The organism is Streptomyces sp. DH10 (assembly GCF_029813805.1).
Taxonomy (GTDB): domain Bacteria; phylum Actinomycetota; class Actinomycetes; order Streptomycetales; family Streptomycetaceae; genus Streptomyces; species Streptomyces coeruleofuscus.
The window spans coordinates 287,111-306,588 of record NZ_JARVKU010000001.1 but is presented as its reverse complement, the minus strand read 5'-3'; the positions used below and the strand labels follow the sequence as shown (position 1 = coordinate 306,588).

19 protein-coding genes and 1 pseudogene are annotated in these 19,478 nt (G+C 71.1%); 12 read left to right on the top strand and 8 right to left on the bottom strand.

The features are described 5' to 3' along the window. Window positions 1-7: 7 nt before the first annotated feature. Window positions 8-193, bottom strand: a pseudogene (locus tag QC385_RS01355) (DUF475 domain-containing protein); the annotation flags it as partial. Window positions 194-249: 56 nt separating this feature from the next. Between QC385_RS01355 and QC385_RS01350 the strand changes: the two are divergent. Then, window positions 250-783, top strand: a complete 534-nt coding sequence (locus QC385_RS01350) for a DUF7822 domain-containing protein (RefSeq protein WP_279539367.1) — start codon at window positions 250-252, stop codon at window positions 781-783. Window positions 784-860: 77 nt separating this feature from the next. Here the strand turns inward: QC385_RS01350 and QC385_RS01345 are convergent, their stop codons facing one another. Further along, window positions 861-1,544 carry a glycerophosphodiester phosphodiesterase gene (locus QC385_RS01345; RefSeq protein ID WP_279539366.1) on the bottom strand — a complete coding sequence of 228 codons (684 nt, stop codon included), beginning with the start codon at window positions 1,542-1,544 and terminating at the stop codon, window positions 861-863. A gap of 249 nt (window positions 1,545-1,793) precedes the next feature. Between QC385_RS01345 and QC385_RS01340 the strand changes: the two genes are divergently transcribed. From QC385_RS01340 to QC385_RS01330, 3 genes are read left to right on the top strand one after another with little or no spacing between them, the layout of a single operon-like run. Further along, window positions 1,794-3,191, top strand: a complete 1,398-nt coding sequence (locus tag QC385_RS01340; protein ID WP_279539365.1) for a DUF6421 family protein — start codon at window positions 1,794-1,796, stop codon at window positions 3,189-3,191. A gap of 41 nt (window positions 3,192-3,232) precedes the next feature. Then, a complete protein-coding gene (locus QC385_RS01335; RefSeq protein WP_279539752.1) occupies window positions 3,233-3,982 on the top strand; it encodes an SDR family NAD(P)-dependent oxidoreductase in 750 nt (249 codons plus the stop codon). After that, on the top strand, window positions 3,979-5,049 hold the full coding sequence (locus QC385_RS01330) for a threonine aldolase family protein (RefSeq protein ID WP_279539751.1): 1,071 nt from the start codon (window positions 3,979-3,981) through the stop codon (window positions 5,047-5,049). The genes QC385_RS01335 and QC385_RS01330 overlap by 4 nt, the downstream gene beginning before the upstream one ends. A gap of 24 nt (window positions 5,050-5,073) precedes the next feature. Here the strand turns inward: QC385_RS01330 and QC385_RS01325 are convergent, their stop codons facing one another. Then, window positions 5,074-6,444: a hypothetical protein gene (locus QC385_RS01325; RefSeq protein WP_279539364.1), complete on the bottom strand. Its 1,371-nt coding sequence runs from the start codon at window positions 6,442-6,444 to the stop codon at window positions 5,074-5,076. A gap of 173 nt (window positions 6,445-6,617) precedes the next feature. On the opposite strand from QC385_RS01325, the gene QC385_RS01320 reads away from it, so the two are divergent. Beyond that, the gene (locus QC385_RS01320) at window positions 6,618-7,190 is read left to right on the top strand and encodes a transglutaminase family protein (RefSeq protein ID WP_279539363.1); all 573 of its coding nucleotides are present in this window, start codon (window positions 6,618-6,620) and stop codon (window positions 7,188-7,190) included. A 34-nt stretch (window positions 7,191-7,224) separates the two neighbouring features. Here QC385_RS01320 and QC385_RS01315 read toward each other — a convergent pair whose 3' ends face one another. After that, entirely contained in the window at window positions 7,225-7,953 is a 729-nt protein-coding gene (locus QC385_RS01315; protein WP_279539362.1) for a lysophospholipid acyltransferase family protein, read from the bottom strand. Window positions 7,954-8,138: 185 nt separating this feature from the next. Further along, complete coding sequence (locus tag QC385_RS01310; protein ID WP_279539361.1) at window positions 8,139-8,555, bottom strand: DUF4395 domain-containing protein; 417 nt, start codon at window positions 8,553-8,555, stop codon at window positions 8,139-8,141. A 78-nt stretch (window positions 8,556-8,633) separates the two neighbouring features. Between QC385_RS01310 and QC385_RS01305 the strand changes: the two genes are divergently transcribed. The 4 genes from QC385_RS01305 to QC385_RS01290 all read left to right on the top strand — a co-directional run bounded on the left by QC385_RS01305 (window position 8,634) and on the right by QC385_RS01290 (window position 11,645). Beyond that, window positions 8,634-9,047, top strand: coding sequence for a thioredoxin family protein (locus tag QC385_RS01305; protein WP_150485237.1), 414 nt, complete (start codon window positions 8,634-8,636; stop codon window positions 9,045-9,047). 83 nt (window positions 9,048-9,130) lie between these two features. Continuing rightward, a complete protein-coding gene (locus QC385_RS01300) occupies window positions 9,131-9,622 on the top strand; it encodes a flavin reductase family protein (protein WP_279539360.1) in 492 nt (163 codons plus the stop codon). 219 nt (window positions 9,623-9,841) lie between these two features. After that, window positions 9,842-10,630 (top strand): electron transfer flavoprotein subunit beta/FixA family protein, encoded by a 789-nt coding sequence (locus tag QC385_RS01295; protein ID WP_279539359.1) that lies wholly within the window; start codon window positions 9,842-9,844, stop codon window positions 10,628-10,630. Between the two features lie 52 nt (window positions 10,631-10,682). After that, window positions 10,683-11,645, top strand: a complete 963-nt coding sequence (locus tag QC385_RS01290) for an electron transfer flavoprotein subunit alpha/FixB family protein (RefSeq protein WP_279539358.1) — start codon at window positions 10,683-10,685, stop codon at window positions 11,643-11,645. Window positions 11,646-11,702: 57 nt separating this feature from the next. Here the strand turns inward: QC385_RS01290 and QC385_RS01285 are convergent, their stop codons facing one another. Then, on the bottom strand, window positions 11,703-12,608 hold the full coding sequence (locus QC385_RS01285; RefSeq protein WP_279539357.1) for an endonuclease/exonuclease/phosphatase family protein: 906 nt from the start codon (window positions 12,606-12,608) through the stop codon (window positions 11,703-11,705). Window positions 12,609-12,802: 194 nt separating this feature from the next. On the opposite strand from QC385_RS01285, the gene QC385_RS01280 reads away from it, so the two are divergent. Then, on the top strand, window positions 12,803-14,104 hold the full coding sequence (locus tag QC385_RS01280; protein WP_279539356.1) for a DUF6986 family protein: 1,302 nt from the start codon (window positions 12,803-12,805) through the stop codon (window positions 14,102-14,104). Window positions 14,105-14,256: 152 nt separating this feature from the next. Continuing rightward, window positions 14,257-16,398: a serine/threonine-protein kinase gene (locus tag QC385_RS01275; protein ID WP_279539355.1), complete on the top strand. Its 2,142-nt coding sequence runs from the start codon at window positions 14,257-14,259 to the stop codon at window positions 16,396-16,398. Here QC385_RS01275 and QC385_RS01270 read toward each other — a convergent pair. Together QC385_RS01270 and QC385_RS01265 are read right to left on the bottom strand one after the other, a co-directional pair. Next, window positions 16,344-17,159, bottom strand: a complete 816-nt coding sequence (locus QC385_RS01270; protein ID WP_279539750.1) for a hypothetical protein — start codon at window positions 17,157-17,159, stop codon at window positions 16,344-16,346. The genes QC385_RS01275 and QC385_RS01270 overlap by 55 nt on opposite strands. A gap of 37 nt (window positions 17,160-17,196) precedes the next feature. Then, on the bottom strand, window positions 17,197-18,261 hold the full coding sequence (locus QC385_RS01265) for a LacI family DNA-binding transcriptional regulator (protein WP_279539354.1): 1,065 nt from the start codon (window positions 18,259-18,261) through the stop codon (window positions 17,197-17,199). A 159-nt stretch (window positions 18,262-18,420) separates the two neighbouring features. Here QC385_RS01265 and QC385_RS01260 point away from each other — a divergent pair, with 159 nt between their 5' ends. Next, a complete protein-coding gene (locus QC385_RS01260; protein ID WP_279539353.1) occupies window positions 18,421-19,374 on the top strand; it encodes an ROK family protein in 954 nt (317 codons plus the stop codon). Window positions 19,375-19,478 lie beyond the last annotated feature (104 nt).

Genomic DNA, 19,478 nt, shown 5'->3' with positions numbered 1-19,478 from the left:
GGTCAGGTCAGAGGCGGGACTCACCCTGCTGTGAGGTCGGGTCCTCGGTCCCGGCGGCCGCGAGCGCCTTGGCACGGCGGACCGATGAGAGGAACGAGGCCGCGATCAGGAACACCCCGACCAGGCCGGTGATGATCTCACTGATCTGGTGCTGGATGGTGATCAGCAGGATCGCGGCCAACGCGCCGATCGCGGGGAGGATTTGGAGGGCGCCGGCGTTGTCGGCCCCCGGTGCTAGCGTCGCCATCCATGGCGAACCGTTCATACCTCTACTCTGCGGACTCGATGCCGAACGAGGCGGAGATCCCCGAGCGGATCCGATGCATATCCGAGCACAACTGGGACATCCCGCTCGCGCACAAGCTCATGGTGGGGCGCGGAACGACGGTCGTTCCGTCCATGATCTGGAACCCTCCGATCGGCATCGCCGCGGACTATGCCGACGGGGCGGCCCTGCTGCGCGGCCTTTTGCGCGCGGTCGGCAAGGGCCTGGAGGACGACGCCGAGTTCGCCGAATGCGTTGCCACGACCACGGCCCACCTCGACAAGCAGCAGGCGAAGTACTTCGTCCTGGAGACCGGGGAGATCGTCTCGATGACGGGCGAGGATCCGGCAGCGAGCGTGCGGCGTCTGGCGTCCGAGGACATCCCCGACGCCGTCGGCCAGGCCGAGGCGGCGATAGCCGGCCAGAACGACGACTGGCTGGCCTCGGTCCGAGCCGACTGGCAGAGGCACTTCGGGTCCTTCTACAGCGAGGCGCTCTACTTCTCCTTCCCCAACTGACGGGGCCCGCGGCGGGGTGCCGGGCCTTCCTGCCCGATCAGCACACCTAGTCACCAGGGCCTGTCCCGCGACAGGCCCTACGCGGTGAAACGGCCCGTGCGCTTGATGTCCGGGTGGTCGGTGGTCGCGCCGTCCAGTCCGAAGGCGCGGACGAGACGCAGATGGTCCTGCGTGTTCACCACCCAGCCGATGATCCTCAGGTCGGCCTTGCGGGCGCGCTCCACGATCTCCAGGGTGAGCCGGCGGATGTTCAGGCAGACGGTCGAGGCCCCCGCTTCGACGGCCCGGTCCACGATGTCGGTGCCGTAGCGGCTGGCGATCAGCGCGGTGCGCACACCCGGCACCAGTGGCTTGATCTCGGCGATCGCCTCGTCGTGGAACGAGGACACCTCCACCCGGCCGGCCAGCCCGCGCCGGTTCATCACCTCGGCCAGGGCCCGCGCCGCCTGGGCGTCCTTGATCTCCGCCTGGAGGGGCGTCGATACGGCCTCCAGGACCTCCTCGAAGACCGGCACCCGCTCGCCCCGGCCCGCGTCCAGGGTCCGCAGCTCGGCGAGGGTCTTCTCGGCGATCGCCCCGGTGCCGTCGGTCGTGCGGTCCACGTCCGTGTCGTGCATGACGACGAGCGCGCCGTCCTTGCTCAGATGCAGATCGAGTTCGATGACGTCGAGGCCGGCCTCCTGCGCGGCGACGAAGGACCGGAGGGTGTTCTCCGGTTCCACACCCATGACTCCGCGGTGACCGATGGTGAGGAAGTTCAAGACGCGACTCTCTTCCGTCGACAGGCGGCAGTGGGGGCCTGACGGCCCACCTGACCGTATCGCCTGCACCCACCCTGTGCAGAGGGTGAGGGCATGGTCGGCGTGCGTGCGGGCAGAAGGATGGTCAACAGGAAAAAGTGCGGTGAAGGGCAGGGTAAGGCAGGATATTTTCCCGAGGTGGCCCTTGCTGGGAGGAACCTCGTATGTATACGGTCGGAGTACGCGAGATTCTCCCGTGGAAGGTGTGACATGACGGAAATTCTTGGGCAGGTGGGTTCGGAGGAGCGGGTTCCTCCCGTGGTCAGGGTGGTGGAGCACCCGGCATGGCCCGTGCTCAAGGATGCCGTGGAGCGGATCCGGCCATGGCAGTCCAAGGACGGGTCGATCGACTTCGACGCCGAGGGCGCGCCCGACCCGGCCGACGCCGAGCTCGCCGTCCGCCAGGTCACGGACGCGGTCCTGGAGCTCTCCCCGCTGCTCCCGCACGACCGCGACTACCACGAGGCCCTGGCCAAGGATCTCGGCCGGTGGGCCGACGGCGGCTTCCAGGTGCCCGACTTCCTCGACTCGCTGCTGGCCTTCCAGCCCGCCGCCAACCGCGCGGACGGCCTCCAGCACCTGGTCGTCTTCCCGATGTACACGCAGAACGGCAACCCGGACCGCAACTTCGAAGCGGTCGTGCTGCGCATGGTCTGGCCGGACTGGCTCGCCGAACTGGAGCGCACCCGCTACGACAACCCGCTGTTCTGCGGCATCAAGTTCGAGGACTTCACGGCGGGCTACGACACCAACTCCGCCGTGCTCTTCCCCGAGACCATCGCCGTGCGCGAGGCCCCCGAGCGGTTCAGCTGGGGCGGCATCTTCTGCGACCGCGAGGCCGCCCGCTTCCGCCGCGTCACCGACGCCGCCGTCGACATCCTCGGCCTGGAGCTGCCCGAGGACGTCGCCGCGATGGTCCACGACCAGAAGCGCTGCGAGGAGGCGTTCGTCCTGTGGGACATGGTCCACGACCGCACCCACAGCCACGGCGACCTGCCGTTCGACCCGTTCATGATCAAGCAGCGCCAGCCGTTCTGGATGTACGGCCTGGAGGAGCTGCGCTGCGACCTCACCGCCTTCAAGGAGGCCGTGAAGCTCGCCCAGGACGGCGTGCCGCAGGCGCGTGACGTGCAGGTCGCGGTGCTCTTCGACCGCATGTTCCGCTTCCCCGTCACAGGCGAGCGGGTGCGCAACTACGACGGCCTCGGCGGCCAGCTCCTCTTCGCCTACCTGCACAAGCACGACGTCGTCCGCTGGACCGACAACAAGCTGACCATCGACTGGGAGCGCGCCCCGCAGGTCACCAACCAGCTGTGCGCCGAGATCGAGCAGCTCTACCGCGACGGCATCGACCGCCCCAAGCTCGTCCACTGGTTCGCCGGGTACGAGCTCGTCTCCGCCTACCTCGCCCCGCACCCGGGCTCGAAGTGGGCCAAGGGCCCCGAGGCGCTGGACGTGACGCAGCCGCCGCGCAAACTCGTCGATGACGTGCTTCCGGACGAGTTTCCGCTGAGCATGTTCTATGAGGCACTGTCCAAGAAGCTGAAGAACGTGATCGCCTCCACCAAGGGCATCACGGCGGACGGCGCAGAGCGGATCGCCGCGTGAGCGATCGGCGAAGCGAGAACACGGCTCAGGAGGCGAAGACCATGGCGGGGAACGGGGCGCTCAGCGGCGCGGTGATCGCGGTGGCCGGAGCGGGAGGACCCGCCGGCCGGGCCGCACTGCTCAGGCTGGCCGAGGCGGGGGCCACCGTCATCGGCTCGGACAACGACCCGGAGCGGCTGGCGGAGGCGGTGGACGCGGCGAGCTACGCCACCGGCGGGGCCACCGTCACCGGCGACACGGTCGACCTGCTCGACCTGCGGGCCACGCACGACTGGGCCACCCGCATCGAGAAGGACTTCGGCCACGTCGACGGCCTGGTCCACCTCGTCGGCGGCTGGCGCGGCAGCGAGACCTTCACCCGGACCAGCCTCGACGACTGGGACTTCCTGGAGATGCTGCTCGTGCGCACCGTGCAGCACACCTCCCTCGCCTTCCACGAGGCACTCCAGCGCAGCGACCGCGGCCGGTACGTGCTGATCAGCGCGGCGGGTGCCAGCAAGCCCACCGCGGGCAACGCCGCGTACGCCGCCGGCAAGGCGGCGGCCGAGGCGTGGACGCTGGCCATGGCCGACTACTTCCGCAAGGCCGGGGGCCCCGAGGGGCCGACCTCGGCGGCTGCCATCCTGGTGGTGAAGGCACTGGTGCACGACGCGATGCGCGCCGAGCGACCCAACGCGAAGTTCGCGGGCTTCACCGACGTCAAGGACCTGGCCGAGGCCATCACCGGAGTCTGGGAGAAGCCCGCCGCCGAAGTGAACGGAAACCGTCTGTGGCTCACCGAGAAGCCGTGAACCCGCCGAAGACCGACGCCCGTCGCCATCACGACCCCGAGGTCCGCGGTTTCGCCAGCGACAACTACGCCGGCGCCCACCCGGAGGTGCTCGCCGCCCTGGCCCTGGCCAACGGCGGGCACCAGGTCGCGTACGGCGAGGACGCGTACACCGAGAACCTCCAGCAACTGGTCCGCAGCCACTTCGGGCCCACGGCCGAGGCGTTCCCGGTCTTCAACGGCACCGGCGCCAACGTCGTCGCCCTCCAGGCCGTCACCGACCGCTGGGGCGCGGTGATCTGCGCCGAGAGCGCCCACATCAACGTCGACGAGTGCGGGGCGCCCGAGCGGGTCGGCGGCCTGAAACTGCTCACCGTGCCCACGCCCGACGGCAAGCTCACGCCTGAGCTGATCGACCGGCAGGCGTACGGCTGGGACGACGAACACCGCGCGATGCCCCAGGTCGTCTCCATCGCCCAGGCCACCGAGCTGGGCACGGTCTACACACCGGACGAGATACGCGCCATCTGCGAGCACGCCCACGCGCACGGCATGAAGGTGCACCTGGACGGCTCCCGGCTGGCCAACGCCGCCGCCACCCTGGACGTCCCGATGCGGACGCTCACCAACACCGCCGGGGTCGACCTCCTCTCCCTCGGCGGCACGAAGAACGGCGCCCTGTTCGGCGAGGCGGTCGTGGTCCTGAACCAGGACGCCGTCAGCCACATGAAGCACCTGCGCAAGCTGTCCATGCAGCTCGCCTCCAAGATGCGCTTCGTGTCGGTGCAGCTGGAGGCCCTGCTCGCCCGGGACCTGTGGCTGCGCAACGCCCGCCACTCCAACGAGATGGCCCAGCGCCTCGCCGAGGGCGTACGGGCGGTGCACGGCGTGGAGATCCTCCATCCGGTGCAGTCCAACGCGGTGTTCGCCCGCCTGCCGCACGACGTGAGCGAGCGCCTCCAGAAGCGGTTCCGCTTCTACTTCTGGGACGAGGCCGCGGGCGACGTCCGCTGGATGTGCGCCTTCGACACGACCGAGGAGGACGTGGACGCGTTCGTCGCGGCACTGAAGGAGGAGATGGCCCGCTAGGGCCACCTCCTCGCGGCTTCCGCGTCAGTTGACGACGATCCCCGCGCTGTTGTTGCGCAGGTTCGGGTCGAACTTCCTGATGCTCAGCTCGGGATCGTCGTTGACGGTGGCGACGGTGGTGCGCGCGCCCCGCACCACACGGTCGATCCGCAGCGGGATCTCGAAGGTGTGCGACGCCTTGTCGTGCAGGTAGATCGGCGTCTTGCAGTAGTACGTCGTGGGTGACGCGGGGTCCTCCGAGGTCCAGCAGTCCTCCTCCGGGGGCACCATCACCGTGGTGCCCTCCGGCGCCTGGAACCGCACCGTCGCCACGGCGGCGCCCACGCCCGGCGACGCCACCCAGGCCGGACCGCGGTTGTGCACGGTGACCCGGGCGGTGACGGTGTCACCGGCGGCCCCGCTCACCCTGCTGCCGGTCAGCTTCAGATCGGCGGTGTTCCGGGCGTCGAGGATGACGGTCCGGTAGTTGTCCTGCGGATCGATGTCGGGGTCCGCCGCCGCGGCCCGTGCGGCGGCCACGGGGCGCAGGTCCAGCTCGGCGCCCGTGCCCCGGGTCCACGTCCAGTCGCCGCGCATCTCCTCCAGCGCGTCGTCGGAGTACGGATGGACGGAGTGGTCGAACCGCTCGTACAGCGCCTTCCGGCCCACGCCGAGACCGGTGTCCAGCGCGTACCGCTGTCCCGGTGCCACCGCCTCGTCCAGTACGCACAGGGCGGACGTACCGGTGTCGTGCTCCCGGTACTCGCAGTTGGCGTGCCGCTCCCCGAAACGCAGTCCGTACGAGGCGTTGAGCCACAGCAGGGTGCGCTCCGCGGTGCGGTTTCCGCTGTTGGACAGTGTCGCCCGCACGCTTGTCTCCGAGCCAGGCCTGAGGTCGCGCTGGTAGCCGGCCTGACTGAGGCCGAGGTCGGGCCCGTTGCCCACGCCGACCCGGGTCTCGGCCGGGTGGGCCGTCGCCTCTCCGGCGATCGCCGAGTAGCGCACGTAGCCCGAGGCGCCGGTGTCCGCTCCGGGCAGCGCGCGCAGCCCGAACGCTGCGGCCGGCACGCTCTCCGTCCCGGCGGGCATCTCGGGGAAGTCGCAGACCGCCCTGACCTCCGACTCGGGCTCGCAGTTCGCGGGCCACGACGCCCGCGCGAAAGAGGCGATCTCACTGATGTCGACGGTCAGTCGCCCTTCCGGCAACTCGCCATCGGCGACGTCGCGGCTGACCTGCACGGCCAGGCCGCGCTCACGCGCGCCGCCGTCCGAGTCGGCGCCCGGCAGCACCGTCTCGTACGGCGCGCTGATCCACAGCTGGTTCTCCTGGGCGTGCGCGGGCCCGGCGCCGACTCCGGCCGCCGCCAGGGCGCAACTCGCGAGCGCGGCGCCGAGCAGGCGGTGTGGGTGCTTCATGTCTTCCCCCTTGTCACGGATCTGCGGGGGCCGAGACCGGTGACATGGGGTAAGGGTTGTGGCCGGGCGGGGGGTTGCGGCGGGGTTCAGCCGTTCTCCCGTCGGTGCATACATATACGGCTAACCGAAAATGAATTGACCCAGGAGTGATCTCGTCCCTATGCTCTGCCCGCATGCAGCTGATCCAGGAAACCCCCGACCTCTCCGCCTACTTGGCCGCTGACGAGGCGGTAGACCATCACCATCCGCTCGTTCGCGAGACAGCGGCCGAGCTGACCAGGGGTGTGGCGAACTCGTATGAGTATGCGCGGGCGGCGTTCGAGTTCGTGCGCGACACCATTCCGCACTCGCAGGATTCGGGCGATCTCCGTGTCACCTGGCGCGCCTCCGATGTCCTGGAACAGCGCACCGGCATCTGCTACGCCAAGGCCCACGCGCTCGCGGCGCTGCTGCGGGCCGAGGACATCCCGACCGCGTTGTGCTACCAGAAGCTCGACGTGGTGCACGGTCTGGTGGCCGTGCGGTTCAACGGCGCGTGGCACCGGCAGGACCCCCGGGGCAACAAGCCGGGGGTGAACGCGCGGTTCTCCCTCGACGGCGAGCGGCTCGCCTTCACGCCCGACCCGGCTTCCGGTGAGACGGACTGTCCGGTCCTGTATGCCGCGCCTCACCCGGTCGTGCTCGACGCCCTGAAATCAGCCGACGATCGCCCCCACCTGTGGGAGACACTCCCCACCGCACTCTGAAGCGGGACCCGAGCCCGGGCCGGCCGCCCCGGTGTCAGTGCGCCTCGGCCTCCCGCACCTGCTCCGGCGTCGGAGCCGTGCCGCCGAGGTGGGCCGGCATCCACCAGGTGTCGTCCGGGCCCTTCGGGCGTACGGGGTAGGCGCGCTGGGCGGCCTCGAGGAGTTCCTGGACGCGCTCGCGCAGCTGACGGGTGATCGCGCCGGCGTACTTGTCGCGGGAGGCCTCGATCGCCTCACCGACCCGGATCGTGATGGGGATGTGGCTGCGCTTGAAGTTGCGGGGGTGGCCCTTGGTCCACAGCCGCTGCGTGCCCCACACCGCCATCGGGATCAGCGGGACGCCGGCCTCCTGGGCCATGCGCGCGGCACCCGACTTGAAGCTCTTCAGTGTGAACGACTGCGAGATGGTCGCCTCGGGGAAGACGCCGACGATCTCGCCCGACCGCAGTGAGTCCAGGGCGTGCGCGTAGGCCGCCTCGCCCTGCTTGCGGTCCACGGGGATGTGCTTCATCCCGCGCATCAGCGGGCCCGAGATCTTGTGGCGGAAGACGGATTCCTTCGCCATGAAGCGCACGAGACGTTTCTGCGGCAGCGCCGCCAGGCCGTTGAAGACGAAGTCCAGGTAGCTGATGTGGTTGCTCACCAGCACGGCGCCGCCCGAGCGCGGGATGTTCTCCGAACCCTGACAGTCGATCTTGAGGTCCCACGCCTTGAACAGCGTGCGGGCGCAACCGACGACGGGACGGTAGACGAGCTCTGCCATGGGCGGGTCGGACCCTTCCTGCTCTGCCTGGGAAGGGATTCCCAGTGGAAAGTTACGCAGCCGTAGGTTTACGGCTTGTCGAGATCGTGCCCGAAGAACGGCCGGGTAGCCAGTCCCCGTGCCCGCCCGTGAAGAGATTCTCGTCACGTCTCCGCCGGACCCCACCTCGGGCTTTTACGTCCGTATTACTTCAGGCCTACCGTCATCCGCCGTACGAGCAGGTACATCTCGCACCCCAGGCAGTACCCGAACACCGCGTTCAGGAAGGCTGCCGCGAGCGCGGCGCCGGTTGCCGCGAGACCAAGCCAGCCGGGTCCCAGGGCGAAGCCGACGAGCCCGATTGCGGCGCAAAACAGCCCCACCGCCTGGGCGAAACGCGGCGGTTCGGGCGCCTCGAACGCGGTCGGAGGCCCGAGCCGCGGCCGTACGGCCTTCCGGAACAGCAGGCCGTAGGGCGCCCGGGTCACCCCGCCCGCGGCGCCCAGCAGGAACGCCAGCGCCTGCCAGGCCAGCAGCCACGCGCTCCCCGTGACCAGTACGACCGCCAGGACGACGGTCGTCACGGCCGCGCCGAAACGCGGCCCTCTCACATCGATGTCCATGGGAAGCAAGCATTCCGCAGCACGCGCCCGAGGTGGGGGCGGGAATCTTTGCGGTCTCGTGAACGCTTGCAGCAGGTGATGACCGGACTGGTGGTGTGCGTTCTGGTGCTCGCGGTGGCGAGCGCCTACGGAGTGCTGCAACGGCGGCGGAGCGGGAGAGTGCGGGTGCGCGGGCGGGACGAGGGCAAGCGGCTGGACGCGGCCGAGCTGGGCGCGGAACTGGGCGAGCGGGCCACACTCGTGCAGTTCTCCAGTGCCTTCTGCGCGCCCTGCCGGGCGACCCGGCGGGTCCTCGGCGAGGTCGCCGGCATGGTCCCGGGCGTGACTCACGTCGAGATCGACGCCGAGGCCCACCTGGACCTCGTGCGACGGCTGGACATCCTCAAGACCCCGACCGTGCTGGTCCTCGACGCCGACGGCCGGGTGGTGCGGCGGGCCGCCGGCCAGCCGCGCAAGGCCGACGTCATCGCCGCGCTGGGCGAGGCGGTGTGAGGGACGCGACCCGGTCAGTGAGCCATCTCCCACATCGGGGAACGAACTTGACTGCGCCAACCATTTATCGTCAGCCTGACCCCATGCCTGCGGACCTTCTCGCCACGCCCGATCTCCTGCGCTCGGTCTTCCGGCGGCACGCGGCGGGGGTCGCCGTGATCACCGCCCGTGGCGACGCCGGTCCGGTGGGCTTCACCGCCACCTCCCTCGCCTCCGTCTCCGCCGAGCCGCCCATGCTGTCCTTCGGAGTCGGCACCGGCTCCTCCAGCTGGCCCGCGATCGCGGCGGCGGACCATGTCGGAGTCCACATCCTCGGTGAGCACCAGCAGGAGCTGGCCGCCACCTTCGCCCGCAGCGGGGCCGACCGTTTCGCGCCGCCCACGGCCTGGCGTGAGGGGCCCGAGGGAGTCCCCGTGCTCGACGGTGTGCTGGCCTGGCTGGTGGGCCGGGTCGTCACGCGCGTGCCCGCCGGAGACCACCGGATCGTGATCGCGGAGGTCGTGCTCGGCGACCCCGCGGGCACCGGCCGGCCGCTCCTCTACCACCAGGGACGCTTCAACCGCCTGCGCGATTGATCACCTGTTCCCCGGGCTGCGGGACCGTCGAGTTCCGGTTACGCTGCGTTGCGAAGGTCACAGTTCAAAGCGCTTGCTTAGCGGGAACGAACTGGGTGTACTGACGAGTAATATTTCGCTCGGAGCAGGGGTCGCCCCCGACCGGGATCGGCCGCTTGAGGCGCCTATGCTGCCTGCAAGTAGGCAGCATGGAAATGACGATGCAGTAGGAGAGCCGGCGTGAGCTTGAGGATCGTTGTCACTGTGAAGTACGTGCCCGACGCCACTGGCGACCGGCACTTCGCCGATGACCTGACCGTCGACCGGGACGACGTGGACGGTCTGCTCTCCGAGCTCGACGAGTACGCGGTCGAGCAGGCGCTGCAGATCTCCGAGAACTCCGACGACGACGTGGAGATCACCGTCCTGACGGTGGGCCCGGAGGACGCCAAGGACGCCCTGCGCAAGGCGCTGTCCATGGGCGCCGACAAGGCGATCCACGTCGAGGACGACGACATTCACGGCACCGACGCCATCGGCACCTCCCTGGTCCTGGCCAAGGCGATCGAGAAGGCCGGCTACGACCTGGTGATCTCCGGCATGGCCTCCACCGACGGCACCATGGGCGTTGTGCCCGCGCTGCTGGCCGAGCGTCTGGGCGTGCCGCAGGTGACCCTGCTGTCCGAGGTGTCGGTCGAGGACGGCACGGTCAAGGGCCGCCGTGACGGCGACGCCGCCTCCGAGAACCTTCAGGCGTCCCTGCCGGCGGTCGTGTCGGTCACCGACCAGTCGGGCGAGGCGCGTTACCCGTCCTTCAAGGGCATCATGGCGGCCAAGAAGAAGCCGGTTCAGTCCTGGGACCTGTCCGACCTCGACCTCGAGGCCGAGGAGGTCGGCCTGGAGGGCTCCTACACCACGGTCGAGAACGTGGCCGAGCGTCCGGCCCGTACCGCGGGCACGATCGTCAAGGACGAGGGCGAGGGCGGCAAGCAGCTCGCTGAGTTCCTCGCGGGCCAGAAGTTCATCTGAGCCCCGCATTCGCTGACCGCCCCTCATCTTTCGCAAGCAGGAGAGAAGTCCCATGGCTGAAGTTCTCGTCTACGTCGACCACGTGGACGGTGCCGTCCGCAAGCCCACCCTGGAGCTGCTGACCCTGGCCCGCCGCATCGGTGAGCCGGTCGCGGTCGCGCTGGGAGGCGGCGCCGCCGACACCGCCGCCGCCCTCGCCGAGCACGGCGCGGTGAAGGTGCTCACGCACGAGGCGTCCGAGTACGCCGACTACCTGGTCGTACCGAAGGTGGACGCCCTCCAGGCCGCGGTCGAGGCAGTCTCCCCGGCCGCCGTGCTGGTGCCGTCCTCCGCCGAGGGCAAGGAGATCGCCGCCCGTCTGGCCCTGCGTCTGGGCTCCGGCATCATCACCGACGCCGTCGACCTGGAGGCCGGCGACGAGGGCCCCGTGGCCACGCAGTCGGTGTTCGCCGCGTCCTTCACCACCAAGTCCCGTGTCTCCAAGGGCACCCCGGTCATCACGGTCAAGCCGAACAGCGCGGCCGTCGAGGCGGCCCCGGCCGCCGGTGCGGTCGAGGCGCTGAACGTGACCTTCTCCGAGAAGGCCACCGGCACCAAGGTCACCGGTCGCACGCCGCGTGAGTCGACGGGCCGTCCGGAGCTGACCGAGGCCGCGATCGTCGTCTCCGGTGGCCGTGGCGTCAACGGCGCGGAGAACTTCGCGATCATCGAGGCCCTCGCCGACTCCCTCGGCGCGGCCGTCGGTGCCTCGCGCGCCGCGGTGGACGCGGGCTGGTACCCGCACACCAACCAGGTCGGCCAGACCGGCAAGTCCGTGTCGCCGCAGCTGTACATCGCCTCGGGCATCTCCGGTGCGATCCAGCACCGTGCCGGTATGCAGACCTCGAAGACGATCGTGGCGATCAACAAGGACGCCGAGGCCCCGATCTTCGACCTCGTCGACTACGGCGTCGTCGGCGACCTCTTCGACGTCGTCCCGGCCCTGACCGAGGAGATCAAGACCCGCAAGGGCTGATCGACCCCGGCTGTGGAAGGCCCCCGTGACCGCACGAACGGTCACGGGGGCCTCTTCTCATCCCAGGGTCATCGAGGCCTGCACCGGCAGGTGGTCGCTCGGGTACGTCCCGTCCACGGAGAAGGTGTTCATCCCGGCCCAGTGCGTGGTCACCCCGGGCGTCGTGAGGATCCAGTCGATGCGCCGCCCGCCGGACTTGGGCCCTCGGTAGCCGTGGTGCGTCCCGTACGCCGGACTCCGCGAGGCCGCCGCGTCCCAGGCGTCCACCAGACCGATGTCCAGCATCATGTCGTGCACCCGGTTGTCCTGGGCGTCCGCGTTGAAGTCGCCGGTGACGATGACCGGTAACGACCGGTCCCACCCGGCGATCGTCTCGCCGATGAGCCCCGCCGAGCGTTCCCGGGCGTACTGGCTGACGCTGTCCAGGTGGGTGTTGAGGACGTAGAACTCCCGTCCCCCGTCGGCGAGATCGGCGAAACGGACCCAGGTCACCATGCGCAGCCAGTCCGCGCCCCAGGTGTTCGAGGCGATCGTGTACGGAGTGTCGGACAGCCAGAAGTGATCGAACTCGATCGGGTCGAGTCTGCGCGTGTCGTAGAAGACCGCCATGAACTCGTCCTTGCTGCCGCCCCCGCGTCCGGTGCCGATCCAGTCGTAGTGCCCGCCGAGATCCTTCTCGATCGCGCGCACTTGCCGGTAGAGCCCTTCCTGGGTGCCGATGACGTGCGGTCGCTCGCGGCGCAGCAGCTCTCGCATCACCGGTCGGCGCACGTCCCAGCGCGGTGTCGTGTCGACGACGGTCCCGAAGCGCACGTTGAACGTCATGACGTTCAGGGCGCCCGGGTGCTCGCCGGCGGAAGCGGGCTGTGTGGGGCCTGCGCTGGTGAGCAGCGGTCCCGCGATGGCGGCGGCGGCCGCCGCCTTGAGCCCGTGGCGGCGCGTCACTCCGGCCTCGTTCGGCACGTGGTCTCCCTCCCCTTGCACGTCAGGATGAAGCTTGCCTTCTGAATACGGAAGAAGACGGCGGGTCGGCAGTGACCAACGGTGAAGGATGGGGAATCCCACTTCAAGACGGTGTTGACCAGGCCGAAGGTCGGCCGATAACTTCGCTCTACGGATTGTTGATTCCGTAAAGCGGAAAACAGGAGGATCTCGGAATGGGTCAGGGCCAGCAGGAGAAGGTGGCGACGAGCCTCGCGGGCGCCGTCAGCGAGGACATCAGCGCCTCCCTCGCGCCGGTCGACGCCGAGCTGGAGCGCCGCTACCCCGGAGACCCCGGCACCCGCCAGCCCGTCCACACCGTCTACGTCCCCGGCGACGTGTTCGCCGCCGACACGATCCGCTCCTGGGGTGACCGTGCCCTGGCCGCCCTCGACGAACACGCCCCGGACGCCGCGTCCTTCGCCGCCGTCCTCGGTCTCTCGGACGAACTCGCCGAGCCCGTCCACGCGCGCGTGCGCGCCAAGCTGGAGCGCGAGCCGATCGAGGACCTGCGCGTCGACTTCGAGGATGGCTACGGCAACCGCCCCGACGCCGAGGAGGACGAGGCCGCCGCCCGCGCCGCCCGGCTGATCGCCGAGGCGTACGAGGACGGCACCGCGGCCCCCTGCATGGGCATCCGCATGAAGTGCATGGAGGCGCCCGTGCGCGCCCGGGGCATCCGCACCCTCGACATCTTCCTCACCGGCCTGATGGAGGCCGGCGGCCTGCCCGCCGGGCTGGTGCTCACCCTGCCGAAGGTGACGTACGCCGAGCAGGTCACCGCCATGGCGCGGCTGCTGGACGCCTTCGAGAAGACGCACGGCCTGGAACCAGGCCGGATCGGCTTCGAGATCCAGATCGAGACCAGCCAGTCCATCCTCGCCGCCGACGGCACCGCCACCGTCGCCCGCATGATCCAGGCCGCCGAGGGCCGCGCGACCGGCCTGCACTACGGCACCTTCGACTACAGCGCCTGCCTCGGCGTCTCCGCCGCCCACCAGGCCAGCGACCACCCGGCCGCCGACCACGCCAAGGCCGTCATGCAGGTCGCCGCGGCCGGCACCGGCGTGCGCGTCTCGGACGGCTCCACCAACGTCCTGCCCATCGGCCCCACCGAGAAGGTGCACGCCGCCTGGCGCCTGCACTACGGCCTCACCCGCCGCGCCCTGGCCCGCGCCTACTACCAGGGCTGGGACATGCACCCCGGCCACATCCCCACCCGCTACGCGGCCGTCTTCGCCTTCTACCGCGAGGGCTTCGAGCAGGCCGCCGCCCGCCTCGCCCGCTACGCCAACCGCACCGGCGGCGACGTCATGGACGAACCCGCCACCGCCAAGGCCCTCAGCGGCTATCTGCTGCGCGGCCTGGACTGCGGCGCCTTGGACATCGGGGAGGTAGCCCGGCTGACCGGCCTGACCCGCGCCGACCTGGAGAGCTTCGCGGTACCCAGGCGGGGGAACCTGACGGCGTCCGCCTGACGGCTTCTCTCCAAGGGGCCTTGTGCCCCGTACCGGCCCTGTCACAGCCGTCACCTCCGGCTGTCGCCGTCACAGCGGCCCCGTAGTCTGTACGCCACGCACGGACGTGTCGGGGAATCCGGTGGGGTCAGAGGAACGGGGCAGGGGCAGCGGTGTCAACGGGGGAGTACGGGCAGGGCGATGGGGCCGGTCGGCTGCTGGCAGGCCGTTATCGCGTCGCGGCCCAGCTGGGTCGCGGCGGCATGGGCGTCGTCTGGAAGGCCGTCGACGAGGTCCTCGGCCGTGAGGTGGCCGTCAAGGAACTGCGCACCTACACCGACGCGGCCGGCCCCGAACTGGCCGGTCTGCGCGTGCGGATGCAGCGCGAGGCGCGTGCGGCGGCCCGGGTGCGCCACACCGGAGTCATCGCCGTGCACGACATCGCCGAGGTCGACGGCCGCCCCCTCATCGTCATGGAGCTGGTCGACGGGCCGTCCCTGGACGACGTACTGCGCGACCGCGGCCCGCTGGACGCACGCGAGGCGGCCGGGATCGGCGCCAAGGTCATGGGCGCCCTGGCCGCCGCCCACCGCGCGGGCGTCCTGCACCGCGACGTGAAGCCCGGCAACATCCTGCTCGACCGCTCGGGCCGGGTCGTCCTCACCGACTTCGGCATCGCCACGATGGACGACCCGGGCGACGGTTCGGCCACGAACCTCACCCGCAGCGGCGAACTCGTCGGCTCCCTCGACTACCTGGCCCCCGAGCGGGCCCAGGGTGCCGACCCGGGCCCCGCCTCCGACATCTGGGCCCTGGGCGCCACGCTGTACGCGGCTGTGGAGGGCTCCGCGCCCTTCCGCCGTACGTCCACGTTCTCGACGCTCACCGCCATCGTTTCCGAGCCGCTGCCCGAGCCCCGGCGCGCCGGTCCTCTCGCCCCCGTCCTCCAGCAGCTGTTGGACAAGCGCCCCGAGGGCCGCCCGGAGGCCGACCGGGCCCGCGAAATGCTCCAGACGGTGGCGGACACGGGGAGCACGGACAGGCCGACGTCCTCACTCCGAGGTCATGCGGCCCCGACGTCGCCCACGCGCCCGGAGACGGAGCGTGTTGTCCCGCCGGTACCCCCGGGATTCGGCCCACCGCAGCACGGGTGGCCGGGCGCCGCCGGACCCCACGAGGACCAGGGCACTCCGAGCTCCGGCACGAAGGCCGGTTCCGGGGCCACCGCTGCTTCAGGAGCGACCTCCTCCGGAGCACCGGGACAGGCCGGATCGGTTTCGGTTTCGGGTTCGGGCGGGCCGGCGGAAGCAGGGGGCGGCCCGCAGGGTTCGGGGCCCGGCTCGCAGGGTTCGGGGACCGATCCCCGTGGCTCGGGGCTCGGCTCGCAGGGCCCGGGACAAGGGCCGCAGGGCGCAGCATCCGGCTCGCCCGGCTCGGGGGCCGCTCAGCCCGGTTCACAGCCCGGCTCGCACACCGCTGTGTCCGGCCCGCACGCCGCCGAGTCCGGCCCGCACGGCCCAGGACCCGGTACGCAGGGCTTGGGTCCGGCCGGCCCGGGCGGCCGCGGCGCCTCCGCTCCCACAGGTCCGATGCACTCGGGAGCCACGCCTCGCCGTAAGACCCGCGTCCTCCTCGCCGCCGCGGCCGCCACCGTCGTCCTCGCGGCGGCCGGGACCACGGTCGCCCTGATGAACGCCTCCGACGGCAAGGACTCGGGCGCGCGGGCCGACGCCGCCCGTGCGGATGCCGCGTCCTCCGCGGCCGAGCCCGGTCGTACCGACGACGGCTCGAACGCCCCCAGGCCCGAGGGGAAGGGTGACGAGAAGGGCAAGGCCCCGTCGGAGAAGCCCGGGGGCGAGAAGAAACCGGAGCCCACCGGCCGGGCGACATCCTCGGCCCCCGCCAAGTCCTCCGGCGGCACCACCGGCGACACGACCGGAGGATCGTCCGGCGACACCTCCGGAGGCGGCGGCGGCGCCGGCGGCGGGTCCGGCGACGGCGGTACGACAGGCGGCGGAACCCCCAGCGAGGCACCCGTCTGCCACGCCATCGGCGGCGGCAAGTACAACTGCACGGTCTGGAAGACCGCGGACTCCTACACCGCCTCCGGCACCAAGGTCGGCATCCTCAACGCCGGCACCAACTACTTCTACTGCCAGCAGAACCTGGGCCGGCGGGAGACCGACGGCCGGTGGACCAACATCTGGTGGGCCAAGACGGACGACGACAGCGGCAACACGGACGTCTGGGTCAGCGACGTCTACATCAAGGGCGGCGACAACGACGCGCCCGTCCCCGGACTCCCGGTCTGCTGAGCGCGCAGCGACACCGCGGCGTACCGCTCCAGCCCGGAGGCCGTCACCAGCTTCTCCTCGACGAACAGCCGCGTGCCCCGCTCGCACAGCCGCCGGTCGGAGCGGGCCCGTGCGCAGAACTCCTCGGGCACGACGCCGAACAGCTCGCGGAAACGGGGCAGGCCGACGAGCAGCTCGGTGAGCAGCACCCGCTGGCCCGGGTGGGTGCGCGGCACGCCGGTGCCGTCGTGAAGGACACCGTGCCGGTTGACGTACGCGTACGCGCCGGGCAGGCGCGTGCCGTCCGCGAGATCGATGCGCACGTCGGGCGAGGGCAGCCAGGCACGGTCGTAGTTGCCGGCCGGCACCGGCACGCCCTCGCTCGTGTCGATCACGGCGAGCTGCTCGGCGTCGAGCCAGACGACGAACAACTCCCGTACGGTGTCGGGCGCGCTGACCGGCGAGGCCGACACGTACCCCATGCGGCTCACATGGGCCGACACACCCGCGTCGACGCCCGTCACCCGGGCCTTCACCATCGGGATCGGCGACAGGATCCCGAACTCCTCCATCTTGTGCCGCAGTTGGCCTGGGCAGGCGTTCGAGCCGATGGCGAGAACCGGCGTGCGGTCCTCGTGCACGAGCCGGTCCAGCGGCAGGAAGCGGTCCCCGTCGAGGAGCCCGGAGTCGGCGGGCCACGCGCCCGGGTAGAGCAGGGGGTGCTCGCGCGGGGCCTCGGCCAGCCCGAGTGCTCGCAGTGTGCGATCGGTGAGGTGCGCCATGTGCTCCGTAGGTTCCGTGGGATGTTCCATGGGCCGCTCAGTCCGCCGGGGGCAGCTCGCCCGAGCCGCGGGTGATCAGCCGGGTCGGCAGCTCGATGCGTTCCGGGGTGACGAGGGTGCCGTCCAGCTGCCGGAAGAGGCGTTCCGCGGCGGTGCGGCCGATGGCCGCCGGATCCTGGGCGACGACCGTGACGCCCGGCTGGAGCAGATCGGCGAGCTCGATGTCGTCGAAGCCGACCAGGGCGACCCGGCGGGTCTGCTCGGCGAGCACGCGGATCACGGTGACCGTCACCCGGTTGTTGGCCGCGAAGATCGCGGTGACCGGATCCGGGCCGGACAGCATCTCCTCGGCCGCCCTGCGCACCCGCTCGGGGTCGGTGACGCCGAGGGACATCCAGGAGTCCGCCACCGGTATGCCCGCGTCCTCCATCGCGGCCCGGTAGCCGCGCAGCCGCTCGGCGGCGGTGTGGATGCGGGGCATGTCGCCGATGAAGCCGATCCGGCGGTGCCCGTGCGCGAGGAGGTGGGCGATGCCGTCCCGGGCACCGCCGAAGTTGTCCGAAAGGACCACGTCGGCGTCGATGTGCCCGGCCGGCCGGTCCACGAACACCGTGGCGACACCCGCCCTGAGCTCCGGCTCCAGGTACCGGTGGTCGTCACCCGCCGGGATCACCACCAGCCCGTCCACCCGCCGCGCGCACAGGGCCAGCACCAGCTCCTGCTCGCGGTCCGGGTCCTCCGCGCTGGAGCCGTTGATCAGCAGGGCGCCGTGGGCGCGGGCCACCTCCTCGACCGACCGGCTCAGCGGCCCGTAGAAGGGGTCCGCGAGGTCCTCCAGGACCAGGCCGATGCTCGCCGTGCGGCCCTTGCGCAGGACCCGCGCGCTGTCGTTGCGGCGGAAGCCGAGCGCGTCGATGGCCTCCTGGACACGCCGCTCCGTCTCCGGGGTCACGCCCGGCTCCCCGTTCACGACGCGGGAGACCGTCTTGAGTCCGACCCCGGCACGTGCCGCGACGTCCTTCATGGTCGGCCGGGTGCCGTAGCGCGTGGCGGATCGGAGGTTGGTCTCGGGCACGGTGCGGTGTCCTGTCCTGTCGTCCACGGGGTGCGTCGGTCCTCGGTTTGTATGAGGATGTGGCGTCGAGCATAGAGCCTGGACAACGTTGTCAGCCTCGGGGGAGACTGTCCACCGCAATCTCCGGACCGGGCTCCGCTGCTGGCCGGCCAGTCCTTTCACCGTTGACGGGGAGTTCCGACACTCATGCACACCGACCTCGTGGCCGCGCTCGACATCGGCGGCACCAAGATCGCCGGCGCTCTGGTGGACGGTGAGGGACGGATCCTGGTCCGCGCCCAGCGGCCGACGCCCGCCCGGGAGGACGGTGACACAGTGATGCGGGCTGTGGAGGAGGTGCTCGGCGAACTCACCGGGTCGCCGCTGTGGGACCGGGTCTCGGCCGTGGGGATCGGCAGCGCCGGTCCGGTGGACAGGTCGGCCGGCACGGTGAGCCCGGTGAACGTGCCCGGCTGGCGCGACTACCCGCTCGTCGGGCGCGTCCGGGCCGCGGCCGGAGGCCTCCCCGTCGAGCTGATCGGCGACGGTGTGGCGATCACGGCGGCCGAGCACTGGCAGGGCGCCGCCCGCGGCCACGACAACGCGCTGTGCATGGTCGTCTCCACCGGTGTCGGCGGCGGCCTGGTGCTCGGCGGCCGGCTGCACGCCGGGCCCACCGGCAACGCCGGTCACATCGGCCACATCAGCGTGGACCTCGACGGCGATCTGTGCCCGTGCGGTTCGCACGGCTGTGTGGAGCGCATCGCGAGCGGCCCCAACATCGCCCGGCGCGCCCTGGAGAACGGCTGGCGGCCCGGCCCTGACGGCGACACGTCCGCCGCCGCGGTGGCCGCCGCGGCCCGGGCCGACGACCCGGTCGCCGTCGCCTCCTTCGAGCGGGCCGCCCAGGCCCTGGCCGCCGGAATCGCCGCCACCGCGACCCTCGTGGAGATCGACATCGCCGTGATCGGCGGGGGAGTGGGCAAGGCGGGCGACGTCCTGTTCGTCCCCCTGCGCAAGGCCCTGAGCACCTACGCGACGCTGTCCTTCGTCCGGCACCTGACCGTCGCCCCGGCCCAGATGGGCACCGACGCCGGGCTGGTGGGCGCGGCGGCGGCCGCACTGGCGACGCGGACGGACACGGCCGCGGCCGGGGTGTGAGACCGGGCTGGAACGTTCAGGCGGGTCATCTCCTGAGCCCACCATGTTCCTGATCCGGCATGCTCTCGATTCGGAGGGAACCGCTCCGGCGTGGGCGGCATCTG

Bases quoted from the DNA above. Each gene is read 5' to 3' on its own strand.
- QC385_RS01350 (WP_279539367.1), top strand. From the start codon at position 250: ATGGCGAACCGTTCATACCTCTACTCTGCGGACTCGATGCCGAACGAG.
- QC385_RS01340 (WP_279539365.1), top strand. From the start codon at position 1,794: ATGACGGAAATTCTTGGGCAGGTGGGTTCGGAGGAGCGGGTTCCTCCC.
- QC385_RS01335 (WP_279539752.1), top strand. From the start codon at position 3,233: ATGGCGGGGAACGGGGCGCTCAGCGGCGCGGTGATCGCGGTGGCCGGA.
- QC385_RS01325 (WP_279539364.1), bottom strand. From the start codon at position 6,444: ATGAAGCACCCACACCGCCTGCTCGGCGCCGCGCTCGCGAGTTGCGCC.
- QC385_RS01320 (WP_279539363.1), top strand. From the start codon at position 6,618: ATGCAGCTGATCCAGGAAACCCCCGACCTCTCCGCCTACTTGGCCGCT.
- QC385_RS01315 (WP_279539362.1), bottom strand. From the start codon at position 7,953: ATGGCAGAGCTCGTCTACCGTCCCGTCGTCGGTTGCGCCCGCACGCTG.
- QC385_RS01310 (WP_279539361.1), bottom strand. From the start codon at position 8,555: ATGGACATCGATGTGAGAGGGCCGCGTTTCGGCGCGGCCGTGACGACC.
- QC385_RS01305 (WP_150485237.1), top strand. From the start codon at position 8,634: ATGACCGGACTGGTGGTGTGCGTTCTGGTGCTCGCGGTGGCGAGCGCC.
- QC385_RS01300 (WP_279539360.1), top strand. From the start codon at position 9,131: ATGCCTGCGGACCTTCTCGCCACGCCCGATCTCCTGCGCTCGGTCTTC.
- QC385_RS01290 (WP_279539358.1), top strand. From the start codon at position 10,683: ATGGCTGAAGTTCTCGTCTACGTCGACCACGTGGACGGTGCCGTCCGC.
- QC385_RS01280 (WP_279539356.1), top strand. From the start codon at position 12,803: ATGGGTCAGGGCCAGCAGGAGAAGGTGGCGACGAGCCTCGCGGGCGCC.
- QC385_RS01270 (WP_279539750.1), bottom strand. From the start codon at position 17,159: ATGGCGCACCTCACCGATCGCACACTGCGAGCACTCGGGCTGGCCGAG.
- QC385_RS01260 (WP_279539353.1), top strand. From the start codon at position 18,421: ATGCACACCGACCTCGTGGCCGCGCTCGACATCGGCGGCACCAAGATC.